The organism is Desulfosporosinus sp. OT (genome assembly GCF_000224515.1).
GTDB lineage: Bacteria > Bacillota > Desulfitobacteriia > Desulfitobacteriales > Desulfitobacteriaceae > Desulfosporosinus.
In genome coordinates this window covers 86390-104974 of the sequence record NZ_AGAF01000278.1, presented here as the reverse complement: position 1 = coordinate 104974, position 18585 = coordinate 86390, and the positions used below count along the sequence as shown (strand labels likewise).

Annotated in this window: 13 protein-coding genes and 2 pseudogenes; 12 read left to right on the top strand and 3 right to left on the bottom strand. The window is 40.5% G+C overall.

Annotation, left to right across the window (positions count from 1 at the left end):
• Positions 1–563: AzlC family ABC transporter permease (locus DOT_RS27280; RefSeq protein WP_009624889.1), on the bottom strand; the 563-nt coding region annotated here is incomplete at its 3' end.
• A 115-nt stretch (positions 564–678) separates the two neighbouring features.
• Between DOT_RS27280 and DOT_RS27275 the strand changes: the two genes are divergently transcribed.
• The 9 genes from DOT_RS27275 to DOT_RS27235 all read left to right on the top strand — a co-directional run bounded on the left by DOT_RS27275 (position 679) and on the right by DOT_RS27235 (position 13848).
• A complete protein-coding gene (locus tag DOT_RS27275) occupies positions 679–2190 on the top strand; it encodes a PLP-dependent aminotransferase family protein (protein ID WP_009624888.1) in 1512 nt (503 codons plus the stop codon).
• A 181-nt stretch (positions 2191–2371) separates the two neighbouring features.
• Positions 2372–3298 (top strand): EamA family transporter RarD, encoded by a 927-nt coding sequence (gene rarD / locus DOT_RS27270; RefSeq protein ID WP_009624887.1) that lies wholly within the window; start codon positions 2372–2374, stop codon positions 3296–3298.
• 711 nt (positions 3299–4009) lie between these two features.
• A complete protein-coding gene (wrbA, locus tag DOT_RS27265) occupies positions 4010–4621 on the top strand; it encodes an NAD(P)H:quinone oxidoreductase (RefSeq protein WP_009624886.1) in 612 nt (203 codons plus the stop codon).
• A gap of 493 nt (positions 4622–5114) precedes the next feature.
• The gene (locus tag DOT_RS27260) at positions 5115–5336 is read left to right on the top strand and encodes a redoxin domain-containing protein (RefSeq protein ID WP_202798728.1); all 222 of its coding nucleotides are present in this window, start codon (positions 5115–5117) and stop codon (positions 5334–5336) included.
• Positions 5337–5672: 336 nt separating this feature from the next.
• Positions 5673–8399, top strand: a complete 2727-nt coding sequence (locus DOT_RS28095) for a PAS domain S-box protein (RefSeq protein ID WP_009624882.1) — start codon at positions 5673–5675, stop codon at positions 8397–8399.
• 261 nt (positions 8400–8660) lie between these two features.
• Positions 8661–11360 carry an MASE3 domain-containing protein gene (locus tag DOT_RS27250; RefSeq protein WP_040413570.1) on the top strand — a complete coding sequence of 900 codons (2700 nt, stop codon included), beginning with the start codon at positions 8661–8663 and terminating at the stop codon, positions 11358–11360.
• Positions 11361–11550: 190 nt separating this feature from the next.
• Positions 11551–12357: an ATP-binding protein gene (locus tag DOT_RS27245; RefSeq protein WP_009624880.1), complete on the top strand. Its 807-nt coding sequence runs from the start codon at positions 11551–11553 to the stop codon at positions 12355–12357.
• Positions 12357–13037: a response regulator transcription factor gene (locus DOT_RS27240; protein ID WP_009624879.1), complete on the top strand. Its 681-nt coding sequence runs from the start codon at positions 12357–12359 to the stop codon at positions 13035–13037. The genes DOT_RS27245 and DOT_RS27240 overlap by 1 nt, the downstream gene beginning before the upstream one ends.
• 196 nt (positions 13038–13233) lie before the next feature.
• The gene (locus tag DOT_RS27235; protein WP_009624878.1) at positions 13234–13848 is read left to right on the top strand and encodes a superoxide dismutase; all 615 of its coding nucleotides are present in this window, start codon (positions 13234–13236) and stop codon (positions 13846–13848) included.
• 224 nt (positions 13849–14072) lie between these two features.
• Here DOT_RS27235 and DOT_RS27230 read toward each other — a convergent pair whose 3' ends face one another.
• On the bottom strand, positions 14073–14972 hold the full coding sequence (locus tag DOT_RS27230; RefSeq protein ID WP_009624877.1) for a cysteine synthase family protein: 900 nt from the start codon (positions 14970–14972) through the stop codon (positions 14073–14075).
• A 138-nt stretch (positions 14973–15110) separates the two neighbouring features.
• Positions 15111–15727, bottom strand: a pseudogene (locus DOT_RS27225) (ABC transporter substrate-binding protein); the annotation flags it as partial.
• Between the two features lie 2 nt (positions 15728–15729).
• Between DOT_RS27225 and DOT_RS27220 the strand changes: the two are divergent.
• The 3 genes and pseudogenes from DOT_RS27220 to DOT_RS27210 form a co-directional block, all read left to right on the top strand.
• Positions 15730–16536, top strand: a pseudogene (locus DOT_RS27220) (ABC transporter substrate-binding protein); the annotation flags it as partial.
• Between the two features lie 88 nt (positions 16537–16624).
• Positions 16625–17641, top strand: a complete 1017-nt coding sequence (locus tag DOT_RS27215) for an ABC transporter permease (RefSeq protein ID WP_009624874.1) — start codon at positions 16625–16627, stop codon at positions 17639–17641.
• Positions 17642–17646: 5 nt separating this feature from the next.
• A complete protein-coding gene (locus DOT_RS27210) occupies positions 17647–18579 on the top strand; it encodes an ABC transporter permease (protein ID WP_040413560.1) in 933 nt (310 codons plus the stop codon).
• Positions 18580–18585: the final 6 nt, after the last annotated feature.

The following is an 18585-nucleotide window of genomic DNA, read 5'->3' as shown; positions in this document are numbered from 1 at the left end:
GGTACTAGCAATACTAGAAACGTAGCCGGCATGGCAAAATCAAGTCCCCAAGTTAAGGGGTCAGATATGTAACTGCCCAAAACTACCCCCGCTCCAGTAGCCAAAACCCATACCAGATAAAGCACAGTGCTTACGGTCAATTGGTAGGGTACACTGTACCTAGCCTTGTGAATTCGGCTAATGGTTAAGGCATAGGCTTCATCGGTCAAAAAAAAGGCCAAGAGTGCTTGAAGAGGAAACGGCAGTCTAGTCATATAGGGTGCCAAGGATGATCCCATGATCAAATGACGTAAGTTCACCAGTAAGGTAGTAAGTATAATAATTCCCCAGCCCGTTACGCCTGCGCCTAGCATGGTAATGCCAATGAACTGTGACGCGCCGGCAAAAACAAAGACAGACATTAAAATAGTTTCTAATCCTGACATTCTTGCCGTAAGCCCCATTATCCCGCAGGTGATACCAAAGGGCACTACCCCGAGCACCACGGGAGTACACTCGCGGAGTGCTACCCATACTTCTTCCATTAATTCGCTTTTACCTGCTAGTAGATTTGATCGCTGCATAATAATTCCACCTGCCTTTAATATTTCTTAAATCTTAACGAGTGGGAAGGATATTGTAAATATCCAATTACATAGATATAATGTAAATTGGATACAAAACAAGGAGAAGTGTAAAATGGATATATCCAAATACTTGAATAGGGCAGGATTGGATACCTTGGATAAGCAGCCGCTCTATCTGCAAATCGCCTTACTTATCGCTGACAAAATCCAAACGCAAATCCTACCTTCGGGCATGAAGCTTCCTCCTGAGCGGGAATTGGCTGACCTCTTTGCTGTAAGTCGTACAACGGCTATCAATGCCTATCGAAAGTTGGAACAGCAGGGATTGGTATGGACAAAAGTGGGCAGCGGGACTTATGTAGCGCAAGCACCTGATGTTGAGTCCTTATCCGAAGTTCCCTGGCCCCAATTATTTACGGCCTATCCTCAAAACCCTTTGGCGTCAATCTTGAGAGATATAGTTTCTACTCCTGCCCATGGTACTATATCTTTGGCCGCAGGTATGCCTGATCCAGCCCTTTATCCTCTGGAGACCTTTACCGAGTTGTTTAACCACAATATTGGAAGGGTCGCCCCAGCCGATTTTGGACATATTCCCGTAGAGGGCTATAACCCATTGAGAAGGGCAATCGCCACAATGTTGAGCGAGAAGGGCATACCGGCTTTGACGGAGAACATTCTCACTCTCTCGGGGTCCCAACAAGGGTTATATTTACTTAGCAAAGTTTTAGTGGAGCCAGGCGACTATGTAGTGATGGAAGCGCCAACGTTTATTGGTGCTATTCAGGTTTTCCAGGCTGCAGGAGCAAGGGTTCTAAGCTTGCCTTGCTCGGAAAAATTATCATTAGAGCTGTTGGAGGACTTTCTAATTCGCTACCGACCAAAATTGTTATATATCATACCTACTTATCAAAACCCGACAGGCAGGGTGATGTCTGCACAAGAGCGCCAAGATTTGATAAAACTTGCCAAACGTCATCGGCTTGTGATAGTGGAAGACGATCCCTACAGTGATTTGTGTTATGGCGAACAGCCTCCTCAGGCTCTTAAAGCTTTAGATTCCTACGGAGGAGTCGTTTATTTGGGAACCTTCTCCAAGATTCTATTTCCTGGTTTACGTACAGGCTATCTGGCGGGTCCGCCTATTTTAATCAACAGACTTGCTCTGGAAAAACAGTTTATTGACCTGCATACCAACAACATCGCTCAATGGCTTGTGACGATGTTTTTAAATGAAGGGAAGCTGGCCGAGCATCTGACCACTGTACGGGGGGAATATAAAAAACGCCGAGACACAATGGCAAAAGCTCTCCAGCGTTCTTGTGCAAACGATCTTGATTTTACCATACCCGAGGGAGGGTTTTACTTTTGGTGTAAGTTAAAACATGCGGGCACGTCCCAGAGAGTCCTCCAGGAAGCTGCAAAAAACCGGATTTCCTTTGTGCCTGGCGCAGCTTTTCATACAGTGCCTACCTTGGATAAAGAGTTTCGCCTCTGTTTTACCACTCACAATGAAGCCGTTTTACTTGAAAGCGTACAGCGCTTGGCTAAAACCTTAACCCAAATAACAAAAAAGAATAAAGACAACGAAGCAATGCCTTGTTCGGTGTGGCCGATTATTTAAACAATTGAGGGAAGCTTAACTGTAAGAATTTAGGGGAAACAGTAAAAATGTCTGGTGAAGCAGTGCCTTATTTAGAAGGTTATATCAACGTATAGCTATTGGAAAGTATATTCTTCTGAATCTTACTGTTTAAATGTAACTTGATAACTATGATTGGGGATGTTTCTTGTTGAATAGACTCATGAGGACTTTAAGTGGAAAATCTGAACGTAAAGGAATTGTTTATGCTGTTTTGTCCTATGCGATGTGGGGTATTCTTCCGTTATTTTGGAAAGCTTTGATGCGAATTGATGCGGGTGAAATACTTGCTTCTCGAATAATATGGTCTTTCGTATTTCTATCAATGATTCTTTTAATAGTTGGCGGGGTCAGAGATCTGAAAAACGTTTTTTCTAACGCAAAAACCTTATTAGGTGTATTTTTGGGGTCTCTACTAATCACTACTAATTGGTTTATTTATATTTGGGCGGTTAATAGCAATCATGTAATAGAAACAAGTTTAGGCTATTATATTAATCCATTATTTACTGTTTTATTAGGTGTAATTGTATTAAGAGAGCGAATCGATAGATGGCAAATCCTCTCATTGTTATTAGGACTATTAGGTGTCATTGTCATTACTGTTCAATATGGAAAGGTTCCTTGGATCGCCCTTTTACTTGCAATTTCCTTCGGCTTATATGGGTTGGTTAAGAAACTGTCTAATCTTACATCTATTATTGGTTTAACCATGGAAACCATGATGATTGCCCCTGTAGCTTTAGGGTTCGTAGTTTATAAACAAATGGAAGGAACGAGTTCGCTAATTGCTTTACCTTTGAATGTCTTGATATTAGCCGTTCTTTCGGGAGTAGTAACTGCCATACCACTTTTATTATTTGCACACGGCGCTAAATGTGTGCCCTTATCAACCTTGGGATTTATTCAATATCTTTCGCCTAGCATTGCTCTTCTACTGGGTGTTTTCTTGTTTAAAGAAGATTTTACTAGGGTTGATTTTATTAGTTTTGGTCTAATTTGGCTGGCGTTAGGGATATACTCTTTTTCGAGGAAGGAGTTCCTTAACTCTAGACTTAAGAAACGGCTTCTTAGATTTTCTTTCCACTAATTAAATGGCCGACCGTTTTGAACTAATAATATTCAGCAAGAAACCCCTTGGCCTTCCATAGCTCTTGTCATCGTAACTTAAAGTCTAAGAGAGATAGTTGTATTACTTGGTGAGGATATTATTCTCAGTCAGAAATTGTTTAACTTTAACTGAGTATTCTGCTTTATTTGTCAAATAAGAATCGCATGTTCAGCAAACAGGTGAGATATTAGTCTTGTATTGACCTTCTCTTCTTGCTTCACATTCATGATTACATATTTTGGACTTGATCCATCAGTATAGTTCAGGTGGATCAAGAAATAATTAAAGCGGGATAATAAACCAAAATGGGCTCAGCACTAAATTCTGCTGAGCCTAATCTTTAGCAAATCCAAATTATTGAACTATCATTTAAGTTTTTTCAGTATGTAGCATAGCCCAGAGAGAATCGAATTCCATGCCAACATGTGATTCTTATAGAAATGTAAATGTTAGATTAATGAATAATTAAATATATAAAAATTAATAATAAAAATACTTACAAAATAAAAAGGATTTGAACATAAGGGCGTAGAATGTAATAATTATAAAATATCTTTGATATCACCGATCGTTATGAGTAACTCTGAAGTTGATGAGTTGGTGATTTCTAGGAGAGAATTGAAAAGCCGAGAGGCAACACAATGATTCACCGGACTTTCTTTATACGTGATAGCAGAAAGGGGAATAAGTATGGAAAAGGTTAAATTTGCAGTCATTTATTACAGCATGACAGGAATCAATTATCAGTTGGCTAAGTGGGCAGCAGAAGCTGCACAAGAAGCAGGTGCGGAAGTTCGTATACTCAAGGTGCATGAACTAGCTCCAGAAGCAGCTATTAACAACAATCCAGTTTGGAGGGCAAATGTAGAAGCGACAAAAGATATTGCGGAGGCCACCTCAGAAGATCTAGATTGGGCGGATGCCATTGTTTTTAGTGTTCCAACACGTTTTGGGAATCTAGCTGCCCAGATGAAACAGTTCATTGACCTTCAAGGCGGCTTGTGGTCAAAAGGGAAGCTAATGAATAAGGTTGTAAGTGCCATGTCCTCAGCCCAGAATCCTCATGGCGGACAGGAAGCGACCGTTAAGAGTCTCTATACCTCAATGATGCATTGGGGCGCAATCATTGTTTCGCCTGGATATACAGATGAATCGATTTTTAAAGCAGGGGGTAACCCTTATGGTACCACTGTTACACAAGGCAAAGATGGAAAAATGGTAGAAGACGTAAAGGATGCTGTATTTCATCAAGCGAAAAGAACCGTTGAAGTTGCTAAATGGTTGAAAAAAGGGAAAGAATAAAAGGTCATATTATTATCAAAAATATACTCAATCATATGGAATAGGCTAACGAACACATATCCCGCTGAGAACAATCAGCGGGATATTTTTATGTCGAGGATCTGTGATTCTATTTATAGTTTTCGTTCTTAAGCCAATGGTTCCAAAAGGGTTATGCTCAATTGGCACTGTATTAAAATTGTTATAAATAAAAATAAATTATAATTTAGGAAGGAATTCAAACGATTGGTGTAGAATTCTATTTACATAAGGAAATCGAGTAAGCAATAAAAGGAGGAGGAACTCATGAGCGACACAAAGGCATCAATCATTTTTATTGTGTTATCAGCAGTACTACTCATAGGTATATGTTTATTACCGAAATAATCTAGTAAAGGTACTTGAAACAGCAGGGAACGACAATTTTCAGATGTAGTAGAAACAAATTACGCACGATTTGGAGCACTTGGTACAATTCCATTGGGGTTAAGTGTTGATCCTGTCCCTTCTAAAAATGCCTGGGCCAAAGAACTTAAGATTTCCAATCTTAAGTTGCCCCTCGGACTTCTGGCCACATGGGGCAGTCGCCAAAGCCTATGGCTTGTTTCGTGAATTGGAAGGATTCTCCGAACGGGCAAATGTGATTGTCAATGAAGACGGCAAAGTTATGTGGATAAAGGTTTATGATATACATCAACTTCCAGATGTCGAAGAGGTCATTCGGCAATTAAGATAAACATGGCTTTACAAAGCCTTAAGGTAAAATGGCTAGAGTTTATTCAAGTAATGCCTAACTTATTTCTTTATTTTTGATGGAGCCAAGGATGTAAAGATAAAGTGAGAATGATTTAATAGAATCGATCTCAAATGCAAGAAGAATGTCATTATTATGGCATTTTTTTCTGTTATCATTTTATTAACAGCAATAACAATCAGAGCAATAAAAGCGTATTAAACTATTAAAACACATAGTGTGTGTATGACAATTGACACCGTATAATGCTATATTAAGTTTATGAACAACCATTGGAATTTTTAATTAATCTTGATCGATTAAAGGAGACTGAGGCTTATGAATACTGCGGATGGCCTTGTAATTAATAACGAGGGAAATTCACGCGAATATAGACACCCATGCGATTCAATATATGCTAGTTTATTTACAAACAATCACTCCATTATGCTTCTGATAAACCCTGAAACTGGAGAAATTATCGATGCTAACTCAGCCGCTTGCGATTTTTATGGATATAGACGTACCGATTTATTGAATATGAAGATAAGTCAAATTAATATACTTAACCATGAACAAGTGTTAGAAGAAATGCATAAAGCCAAAAATGAAAATAGACACATGTTCTTTTTTAAACATAAGCTCTCAAATGAGGAAATTAGAAGTGTGGAAGTCTATAGTGGCCCCATTATTATAGATGACACAAAATTGTTATATTCCATTGTTCATGATGTTACAGATCGAATCAATGCAGAAGAGGAAATTATTAGTCTCAACAAAAAACTTGAACTTAAGGTCATTGAGAGAACGAGACAACTGCAAGCAGCTAATCAGCAACTTGAAGAGTTGAATGCAGGTTTAGAAGAAGAAATTTCAGAAAGAATGAAGATCGAGGATAGTTTAAATAAGTCAATGGTGGAAATTAGAGACCTCTATGAAAATGCACCTTGTGGTTATCACTCCTTGGATCAAAATGGAAAGATTCTTCGTATCAACGATACAGAGCTTAAATGGTTAGGATACTCTAGAGAAGAGGTTCTTGGTAAGGAGTTTGCGGAATTTATAACCCCAAGCACTAAAGCAAATTACATGGAAAGTTTTAAACGGTTTTTGAAGAGTCAATCAGTTAATGAGTTGGAATTTACAATTAAACATAAAGATGGTACATTTCTTCCAGTTCTTTTGAGCGGCACGACTATAAAAGATGAAAATGGAAGATTTATTATGAGTCGCTCTACTATTTATGATATTTCTCTTAGAAAAATCGCGGAAGATAAACTTAAACAAATGAATAATGACCTTGCAGAAGTTGTAGCCTTTAGAACCGCAAATCTTGAGGAAACTAATGCCGTACTTGAAGAAGAAATAGCGGAACGAACGAGAATAGAAAATGACTTAGCAAATAAAAACAAGCTCATGAGTACACTGCTAAACAGCTTAAATGTAGGGGTATCAATGATTGAGGTTCCTTCCGCAAAAGAAATTATTACAAATAAACGCGCAATACAATTAATTGGTCGTGATTTTTCCTATGATACCAGCTTAGGGAGTTTATCTAACGCTTTTCCAGTTTTCAGACTTGGCACAAATGAACCGTATCCGTATGAAGAAATGCCAATTATTCGGGGCATGTCTGGAGAAAGCTGTAATGTAAATGATATGGTCGTAGTTCATCCAGATGGCAAGAAAGTCCTGCTGGAGGTTTTTGGAACTCCGGTCAAAGACACAAGTGGACAAATAGTGGCCAGTCTTATGAGTTTTGCTGATATTACCCATCGTCAGCAAGCCGAAGATGAAATAAAAAGCTTAAACAACCAACTGGTAAAAACAAATGCTATACTCGAAGAGACAAATGCGATACTAGAGGAAGAGATTCAAGAGCATTGTGAGGTTGAGGCTGAGCTAGTCAAGGCAAAAGTAGACGCCGAAAATGCTAATATAGCCAAGAGTAATTTTCTGGCACATATGTCTCATGAGATCAGAACGCCCATGACAGGGGTTATGGGGATTTTACAGCTTTTGCAAATGTCTCAATTAGATGAAGAGCAATTTCACTTTATTAAGGTTTGTATAACATCTTCAGAGTTACTACTTAAAGTAATTAATGATATCCTTGATTATTCAAAAATTGAAGATGGAAAACTGAAACTTGAAAAAGTACCGTTTAAATTGACTGAGTTGATTAGTAATCTTGAAATGCTTTTCAGTCCTGCTGCTCTCAATAAATCGATCGAATTGGAGATGCATATCGAAGGTAATGTACCCGAGAATCTCATAGGGGACTCTTTTAAATTGAGGCAAGTTCTATCCAACTTGATTGGAAATGCTTTGAAGTTCACACATGAAGGTAGAATTGATCTTGTAATCCGAAAGGTTGCGGACTTTGGTAACAAAGAAATAAAATTAGAGTTTTCGGTTAGAGATACTGGGATTGGAATAACACGTGATAAAATCAGTGAGCTTTTTAAAAGCTTTAGTCAAGCAGACAGTTCGACAACCCGTAATTATGGGGGGACTGGACTGGGACTCGCCATATGCAAGGGGTTAACAGAAAAAATGAATGGTGAAATATGGGTGGAAAGTAAAGTGAATGAAGGCTGTACATTTTATTTCACCTGTGTATTGGAAAAGCCTGAGGTTGAAAAAGACGGTCCTAAAAATGATGGCCATAATTTAGGAAATTGTAGTCAAAAGTCATTAAAACTTCTAATTGTCGAGGATGATGAGATCATTCGGATGGTGATTGAAAAGTTTTCAATACGCAAAGGCTGGAAGGTTGTTTTGGCAGAGGATGGGAAAGCCGCGGTTGATGCTTATCAAAAACAGGAATTTGATGTTATTATTATGGATTGTCAGATGCCAGTATTAGATGGTTACAAAACGACAGCAGCAATAAGACAATTAGAGAACAAAGTAGGTAAACACACTCCAATAATCGCCATGACTGCCAATGCCCTAAAAGGAGTAAGGGAAACCTGTCTTAATGCGGGAATGGATGATTACTTAACAAAGCCTGTTGAAACAAGCGCATTTTATGATATGGTCGAGAAATGGGCAAAAAACTAAGGTGAGGTTATCCCAATTTGATTACCACGTAAAGGCTGGAAACATTGTTTCTGGCCTTATTTTCGTTTTCCATTTAGATTAATAAATTGATTTGTTTTAGTTTTAGAGGAATGTTTTAATTTGTTAAGGCAAGAAACTAAATTTTTCGGGAAAGAAGGATTATTATTATCATTTATCAAATTAAGAACCTTATATAAATTGTTGTCCGAGGCTATGTTCAAGAATTTCATCGGGCTAAATCTTACCCTAAGGAAGTGTTTTATGGAGAGTAAAAGAAAAACTCTAGCACATTTAGTTGGCGGTGTATCTGTAATAGCTGGACTTTACATTTTAGAAAGTGACAATTACTTGCTCTTTCATTCATTAGCGGAATTATTTAGCATCATTATTGCTGTTACACTATTCCTCATTATGTGGAATTCCAACAAATACATGAAGAACAAGGCACTAGTATTTATTAGCATTGGTTATCTTTTCATTGCGATAATCGACCTTTTACATACCTTATCATATCAGGGAATGAATATTTTTAAAGACTACGACTTTTATGCCAATCAGCTGTGGATTGCAGCCCGATATATGGAAAGTTTAACCCTTCTAGTTGCATTTGCATGGCCGAGTAGAGTGAATCAGATTATAAATAGAGTTGGGATTCTAGGAATAATGACAATATATTTGGTGATAACGGTGATCCTTATGGCCTCTATCTATATATGGAAGACATTCCCTGTTTGTTTTATAGCTAACCAGGGACAAACAGAATTTAAGATCATGAGTGAATACGTTATCTGCCTTACTTTAGTGGCAGGAATCTTGTTTCTCTGGAAAAACAGAAGGAACCTTGATGAAAAGATTTACACTTTGCTGATTGCCGCGATGATCTTTACGATATTGCAAGAACTGTCTTTTACACTTTATTCAGATAACTATGGCATTCTTAATATGGTTGGACATTACTTTAAAATCCTCTCTTTCTACCTCATGTACCGGGCTATTGTAAAGATCGGGATTGTAGAACCCTATAACCTGATTATTCGTGAATTAACCTATAATGAAATTGAACTTAAAGAGGCAAAAAACGCGGCGGAATTAGCCAATAACATGAAAAGTAGTTTTTTGGCAAATATGTCCCATGAGATCCGTACACCTCTCAATTCCATTCTAGGGTTTGCCAATCTCTTGTTTGAGGAGGAAAAGGAACCTGAAAAGCTGGAAAAGCTCGAGATCATAATAAATGCCGGTGACCATCTCCTGAGCTTAGTCAATAATATCCTAGAGTTTTCCAAGATCGAAGCAGGCATGGTAGTAATTGAACAAAGCAGTTTTTTCATTCACAAATTGCTGGAAAACCTTAAGAAAATGTTCGTTCTTAAATCACAAGAACGACACCTCTCCTGGGAGGTGAATATTAATCCTGCTGTTCCTGAAATCATCGTTGGTGATGAACACCGTCTCATGCAAGTGCTGGTTAATCTCACCGGGAATGCTTTCAAATTCACCGAGTCCGGTGGAGTGAGCATTCAGGTATCCTACCTAAATGGACAGCTCGAAATCATTGTAGAGGATACCGGTATTGGTATCCCAGAGGCAAAACAGGAAACCATTTTCTCGCCTTTCGATCAGGTGGAAACTTCTTATGCAAGAAAATATGGCGGGACTGGTCTAGGTCTTTCCATTACGAAAAACCTGTTGGAATTGATGGGGGGGACAATTAGGGTTGAAAGAAGTACTGTAAGCGGTTCGGAATTTGTTGTGTCAATACCAGTCGGGACTGTGGAAATGCAAAAACAGGATCAGAGAGAACCGGCTGACTTGGTTACTTCCGAACCGAATAGCAGTGGTTGGGTCATGTTCCTTGTGGTTGACAGGAATGAACCGACAGAGGAAGTTGTCATGAATATAGTTAAAGCGTGTTCTTTTGATGGTTTGAGCGTAAAAGTACTTCCTTGCGATTCCAAAACTAAAGATAGAATTCTTTTTGCTGGTGCTGACCTTATCCTGATGTATGAGTCTATTGGAAGTAGCAAGATGAAGCTATTGGCTAAAGATTTGAAACAGGATTTTCGTACTTCGTTCCTTCCAGTCATCTTCCTTAAGGAATGTAGCGGGGATAGAGTCAGTTTTCAGGCGGACACTAACGCTTTGAAATACGGAAAGACATCTCAAGAAATTGACTTATACGGGTTTATCAGTCAAGTAATCCAAGGCAGGGAGGTCTTCGGAAGGGACATGATGAAAAGATGGCTTGAAAAAGCAGAAGTCGAAATGGGAACCTCTCAGATTCTACTGGACTGCCTGAGTGATATTGCTGTTAGAGTACAAGCGCTGGAGAATGCCCTAGTAGATCATGTGATGGAAAACATTCAGTTCCTGACTCATTCCCTGAAAGGTAGCACTGGGACTCTGCGTATGAGTGAGGTTTGTCTGAAGGTCTCCGACATGGATGCTGAACTGGGTAAGAAGCCTTCTGACATGGAGAAGGTTAGGAAGGAGTTCTCCTCTGCAAAGGAAATGCTAGCGTTGATTCCCAAAAAGTATTTTGATATGGAACGGCTTCAGTTAGAAAAAAGGAAGCATGCAGTAGGTAAATTACTGATTCTAGTGGTAGACGATAACGTAGAGAACCAGAAACTGATCGGACATTGTCTTGACCAGTTAAATTTGAAATACAAAAACGCCGAAAACGGAGAGATCGCACTTGAAATGCTACGAGCGGAAAGCTTCAGTATGATCCTGTTAGACTCTCAAATGCCGGTCATGGATGGCATCACGACCCTTAAACGAATTCGTGGGAACTCAGCCCTGAAAGAACTTCATGTGATCATGCAAACTGCCAGCACTTTCAAAGACGACGTTCAGGAGTTTTTTCAGGCAGGTTGTAACGATTATATTTCTAAACCAGTTGACCTAAGAGTTCTTCAAAGAAAGCTTGCGGAGTTCATTGCTCAGCAAGAATCATAGAGGCTGCAGCTAATCTGACGCCCTCATCCTGTCAACATCGTGGTGTGGCGTGTTTTTATTATAGATTTTGTTTTCTGTTGCAGGAAATGAAGGATAAAAGAGGAATATTTGTACTAGTACCCATGCATTTTTTATATGCAATCGTCGATTATGAGTAAAAGGTTAGGAAAATGATGGGGTGATTCGTCCTATGGGAAAAGAGATTACAGAACGGATTTGCTTAGAGAAACCAGTGTTCAAAGCGAATGGAGAGGTTGAAAGCAGTAATGAGGCAAATACTCAACTTCTCGAAAATAAGAGCCATGAAATCCGTACGTACATGACTAGAATCATTAGTATGACTGATTTAACTCTTATGACAGAAGTAACAGAAGAACAACGGGACTATCTAACCATCGTAAAGTCGTCCACTAAATTACTTTTGAAAGTGTTAAATGATATTCTGGACTATTCTAAAATCCAAGCAGGTAAAGTTGATTTGGAACAAGTTTCATTTGATATTCGCGCAACACTAGATGAAGTGGTTAATATGTTTCAGGTTGTTGCAAAACAAAAGAATATCAATGTAAGGTTTAATAGTATGGATCAGAGAATACCAAAAAATCTCATCGGAGATTCGGTAAGGTTAAAGCAGGTTCTTTCCAATTTAATTGGTAATAGCGTAAGATTCACGAATCATGGTGAAGTGACTGTAAAAGTTGATCTTAAAGAGATAGTTGAAAGTAGGGTATGTTTACAATTCATTGTATCAGATACAGGTGTTGGAATTCCTCAGGATAAGCTTGTTAAACTAGTTAAAGGATTTAGTCAACCTGATGAGACCAAAATAAGGGAATTGGGAGGCACAGGGCTTACAATTTCGAATCGACTGGTTAAATTGATGGGTGGAGATATAGAGGTTGATAGCATGGAAGGAATAGGAAGTAAATTCTGTTTTTCAGCAGTATTTGGTGTTCTGGGAGAAGGAGGTAGTTATTCATCGAAACAAAAATTGTAGTGGCTGAAGATGATGTCAGTATTCGGCAATTTTTGCAGATCTTATTGACTCGGGAAGGTTATAGCGTAAAAGACGTTGGACAAGGTACGGAGGTTATAAAAGAATGCGATAACTACAAGCCAGATCTACTGTTGCTCGATATCATGATGCCTGGGATGGATGGATTTGAAGTTTGTCGTAAAATAAGAAAAGAAAGTAATCTCCCCATCATCATTTTAACGGCTAAGGAAAATTATGAGGATAAGATTTCTGGACTTATCTTGGGGTGTGATGACTATATCACTAAGCCGTTTGATAGCACAGAACTTGTTTTACGAATAAAAGCGGTATTGCGTCGGGTTCAAGAACAGGGTCAACCAGAAACGGGGCGAAATATCGTGAAACTCCCAGGGCTAACCATTGATCCTATTAGTAGAGTTACCGAGGTTGGAGGCCAGGAGGTTGATCTAACTCCCAAGGAATACGAACTTCTCTGGTTACTGTCTAATCGCCCAGATCAGGTCTTTACTAGAGAACAACTCCTTAGCCAAATATGGGATCCGGACTATTACGGAAGTGCCTCAGTCGTAACTTCGCTGGTAAAACGCCTTCGAGAAAAGATTGAGCCGGATGTTTCTAATCCCTATTACATCAGAACAATACATGGAGTAGGCTACAAGCTCGGAGTGAAGCCTTGCTAAGGAATAGCCTTTTCTAGTTTAAAGAATAGATTTTAAATACAAGAAAAATGTCATAATAATGGCATTTTTTTTTGTTATCCTTTTATAAAGAGGGTAAGCAATACTTTTCAACGGGATAAAACATAGTGTGTTTCATATACCCCACAATAACATATTTTATTTGTAAATAAGCTCTTAATAAAAGGAGGCGATTAAGTTGTCATTTAAATTACCGGAGTTGCCTTACGCCTATAATGCATTAGAACCATATTACTATGAGGCTACAGTAAGAATCCACCATGATACCCATCATAAGGCTTATGTGGACAGTTTGAATGTGACTGAAGCAAGACTCGCAGAAGCTAGAGATAAAGGGGATTTCGCCCTAATTAAGCATTGGGAACACGAATTGGCTTTTCATGGATCAGGACACTTACTGCACACCCTCTTTTGGGAGAATATGCGTCCTGGAGGTAGTAGTACTCCTAAAGGGAGCTTAGCTGAACGCATCATTGAAGACTTTGGTTCTTTTAATAATTTCAAGAAACAGTTTACTGCCGCTGCAGTGGCTGTTGAAGGATCTGGCTGGACCTTATTAGTTTGGAGCCCATTCTTTAAAGAGTTAGAAGTTTTACAAGCTGAAAAACACCAGAACCTTACCCAATGGGGAGTTATTCCACTCTTAATTGTCGATGTCTGGGAACATGCTTATTACCTCAAATATCAAAACGAGCGAGTAAAGTGGGTCGAGGCATGGTGGAACTTGGTAAACTGGGAGGATGTTCTCCAACGATTTGAAGATAGCGCGAGTTTGATGAACGTTAGCTGGTAATAGAGTTGAGTATTAATTAAACTTAAAGAGGTGCTAAAAATATCTCCCTACGATTGTATCAATAGTTAGATACATCGTAGGGAGGTGCTTTTTAAATGACAAAATTCTATATTGTTTTATTCTTTGGAGAGCCTAATTTTACAAATCCTGGTTAATGATTTCATTTAAGTTATTCCAGTATGTAAACCACTATGTAAATAAGGAACTCCGAAGCTGGAATTGTATCAGACTGGTGAATTGAATAAATTTGTGCTCAGGTATTTTTCACCCCCGTCAGAGAACAGCACGACCACAAAGCCTTCCTTCATATCTTTGATGCATTCCAGTGCGGCAAGCATGGCGGCCCCGCTGCTCATGCCGACAAAGATGCCTTCCTGTAAAACAATGGCTCTGGCCATTGAAAAAGCAGCTTCAGATTCAATCATTACTGTCCGGTCAATCTTTGTAGGATCGTAGATTTCTGGGACTATTGCCTCCTCCATGTTTTTGAGTCCTTGAATGTAATGGCCTCGGACAGGATGGGCTTCAACTATCTGGATAGCAGGATTTCTACTTTTTAGCCCCATTCCTACTCCCATGATGGTCCCTGATGTACCAAGTGCGGAGATAAAATGGGTGACTTTTCCCTGGGTATCCTCCCAGATCTCATTCGCTGTAGTAAAATAATGGGCCAGTTTGTTGTATTCATTGGAAAACTGGTTTGGCATAAAGTATTTGCCTGGATGGCTGAGGCAAAGCTCTTTAGCTTTCCTAATGGCTCCGTCGGTTCCCAGGGAAGCCTCCGTCAGGATTATCTTTGCTCCAAAAGCCTCAATCATTTTACGACGTTCAATGGAAACCGACTCGCTCATGACAATTTCGACGGCATACCCTTTTACTGCGCCTGTCATAGCCAGGCCAATCCCCGTATTACCGGAGGTAGGCTCAATTAATATTTTATCTCGAGTTAGATTGCCGCTTTCTTCTGCCTGCTCAATCATTTTTAAAGCAATACGGTCTTTGATACTTCCAGTCGGGTTAAAACTCTCCAGCTTGGCGTACAGTGGAATATGTGGTTTGGGGTTTAACCTGTTGATTCTGACTAGAGGAGTATGTCCAATGGTGTCTAGAATATTGTTGAACATGTGCTTCATCCTTCCAGTTTACTACTAAAATACTATACCATGCATTCGCAGCAGGCAGCAATGAGAAAAGTAAGTTAACGATATCTGCAATTTATTCAAGGAAAACGCACAAAGTGATAAGGTATGAAAGAATTATTTTTCGCCGTTGTTCAGGGCTACTACGCGAGCGGAGTTGTCTTTAATAAATTTAAAGATCACATTCTTGGTGAGGGCCTTAGTTCCCCAGTATTCATCATTGCGGACTAAAACAATATTTTCGTCCTTCGCCCATTTTACAAATTTATACGGTCCGGTACCAACCGGTGTCTGGTTCACATTGTTCTTATTGTCCTGCAAAGCCTTGGGACTTACTATAGGGGCAGCAAAAACCATTGCAAGATTATTGAGGAATGGCGTGCTAGGAGCGTTCAAATTCATTTTAACGGTATTCTTATCCACAACCTGGACATCTTTCACGGAGCCATAAACGAACGATGCGTAGGTCATGTCTTCCGTCACCTGCGGCGGCAGCTGACGGTCAATGTTAAATTTCACAGCATCGGCATTAAAATCGGTGCCATCCTGGAATTTCACGCCCTCCTGCAGATGAAAAGTATAAGTAAGACCGTCCGGGCTCACATCCCATGTTTTAGCCAGGCATGGCTCCACCTTTGTGGAATCTTTATTGTACTTCAAAAGTCTTCATAAATGTTGATTACTACTTTAGCCGACTCACCGTCGTCAACCAGCGCCGGATCCAGTCCTCTCGGCTCTGCACGCTGATATGATCGATGGTATTGATGCCACGGTGGTCAAGCAGATCACTGATGCTGGCAATAAAATATTTCAAGCCCCAGGAATGAATATCAATTATATGGCTTACAACACCTCCAGAAAACCTTTTAACGATGCCAAGCTCCGGGTAGCTCTTTCTCAGGCTGTTAATGTTCCGGAACTGGTTAAGAGCCTGTATCAAGGTTACTCCGCACCTGCAACGTCCGTTTTACCAACCTTTATGGAAGGCTATGACAAGAGTATCGCTCAAGCTTCCTATGATGCAGAGGCTGCTGCCAAGACGATCAAGGCTGCTGGCTTGACTTCCGTCCACATAATCACCTATACCAACCCGAGACCGTATAATTCCGCAAATGGACAGGCACTTGCCGAAGCCATGCAAGGCTATTTTTCTAAAGTTGGCGTTACCGCCACCATCGACGCTTTTGACTGGACTACTTATAAGCAAAAATTAAAAGCAGGCGATTATGATATCTGCTTCTATGGCTGGATTGGAGATAACGGAGATCCGGATAACTTTATGTATCTATTAGCCCACGAAGACCCCACAATGAATGTTGCCCTCTATAAAAATCCTGAATTTAACAAGTTAATCGCCAAGGGTGTGGAAACTCCTGCCGGTGCTGAACGCAATGCAATCTACACCCAGTTGGAGAAGATTGCCGCAGCCGATGCTGCATGGCTACCGATTTCCCACGCAGAGACCCTTTGTGCCTACAGACCGAATATCCACGATTTCTATTTTCACATGACGGCTGTTACGCCGTTTGCTGGTGTATCTAAAGACTAAACTTTGAGTTTGCTTATTAAAATTAGGCTGCCGAGAACCGGTTTCAAACCGGTTCCCGGTTTTGTTTTTTGTTGAAAGGTTGTTGCAGATGCTCAAATATATCATTAAACGAATCTTGATGTTAATTCCCGTATTGATTGGGGTTTCGATTATTGTGTTTCTCATCATGCGCGTGTTTTCACCGGATCCTGCTCCGATTGTTTTGGGCCAACACGCGACGCAGATATCCGTCGAGGCGTGGCGACAGGCTAACGGACTAAACGACCCGATCTTCTTGCAATATTTTCATTTTATTTCAGGCGCCTTGACTGGTGATCTGGGTACTTCATTTTATACCAAAATGCCCGTTATTAAAGAGATTTTCTCCCGCTTTCCAGCTACGATTGAGCTGGCTATGGTTTCCATAATTCTTGCTTCCCTTTTCGGTATCCTGATTGGTGTGGTTTCTGCGGTAAAAAAGAACTCGATTTTCGATAATGCTGGTATGTTATTGGCCCTAGTCGGTGTTTCCATGCCAATTTTCTGGCTGGGTATTTTGCTGATTATTTTCTTTTCGGGTACATTGCATTGGCTTCCCTCCAGCGGCAGAATCAATCCGCTGTTGCAGCCCGGGCATGTTACTGGGTTTTATCTGGTTGACAGCCTGATCGCAGGTGATATGGACGCCTTTATAGATGCTTTGCGGCATTTGGTTCTACCGGCGTGTGCCCTAGCGATGTATTCCATGGCCATCATTACTAGGATGACTCGTTCGAGTATGTTGGAAACCTTGCAGCAGGATTATATCCGCACTGCTAGAGCTAAAGGAATTTCAGAAGGTAAGGTGATTGGCAAGCATGCCCTGCGCAACGGATTGATTCCTATTGTCACGGTTATTGGGCTCCAGCTCGGCAGCCTACTTGGCGGTGCCGTGTTGACTGAAACGGTGTTCTCTTGGCCAGGGATCGGTGCTTATACCGTGGCCTGTATTTTAAAGTCGGACTTTCCTGTGGTCCAGGGGGTTGTATTGCTCATCGCTTTTGTTTTCGTACTTGTAAATTTAATTGTCGATGTGATCTATGCATTCCTTGATCCGCGTATTAAATATTCTAAAAAAGAGGGGTAGCTTGTATGGAAAAAGGTTATAGTTCGAATTCAGATGAGAATCTGATACAGGCTGCAGACTATGTGGAAAAACCGGAATCGCAGCTAAAAGAAATGTGGGAAACTCTTAAACAGAACAAGGCTGCTGTCGTTGGCCTGTTTATCATCGGGTTGCTAGCCCTGATTGCCTTGGTCGTATGGGGGAGCGAATTGTTAGGCAAACAGATTTTGCCGTATGACCCCAATTATTCCGACATGACCCAAAGCTTTATCTGGCCGAATGCCGAGCACTGGTTTGGAACGGATCAACTGGGCAGGGACATGTTCAGCAGAATTCTTGACGGTACAAAGATCTCCTTGTTTGTGGGAGTTGCGGCTGTGGCGATCTCGCTTTCCATCGGCGTTATGTTAGGTGCCATTGCTGGGTACCGCGGCGGCAGGACGGATGCGCTCATTATGAGGATCATGGATATGATGCTGGCCATTCCGTCCATTTTACTTGCCATCGCTTTTATGGCGGCGCTGGGCAAGGGACTAGACAAAGCGGTTATCGCTATTGGTTTGGTGTCGATTCCAGAGTATGCGCGCATTGTGCGCGGCAGTATTCTTTCCGTCAAAGAAAATGACTACGTTCAAGCGGCGAAGGTCATCGGCAATAGGGATAGTCGTATTATTTTCAAGCACATTTTGCCGAATATCATTTCCCTGATTGTCGTTCGAGCCACTCTAGGTATCTCCACAGCCGTGCTGGATACTGCGGCACTCGGCTTTTTGGGATTGGGCGTTCAACCGCCGTATGCCGAGTGGGGTGATATGCTGGGCAGGGCCAGGGGGTTTATTTTCACAGCACCCTACACACTGATCTTCCCGGGTATTGCCATCACGATCATTGTCTTGGCATTTAACCTGCTTGGCGACGGACTCCGAGATGCACTCGATCCGAAATCCAGAATAAAATAAGGGCGG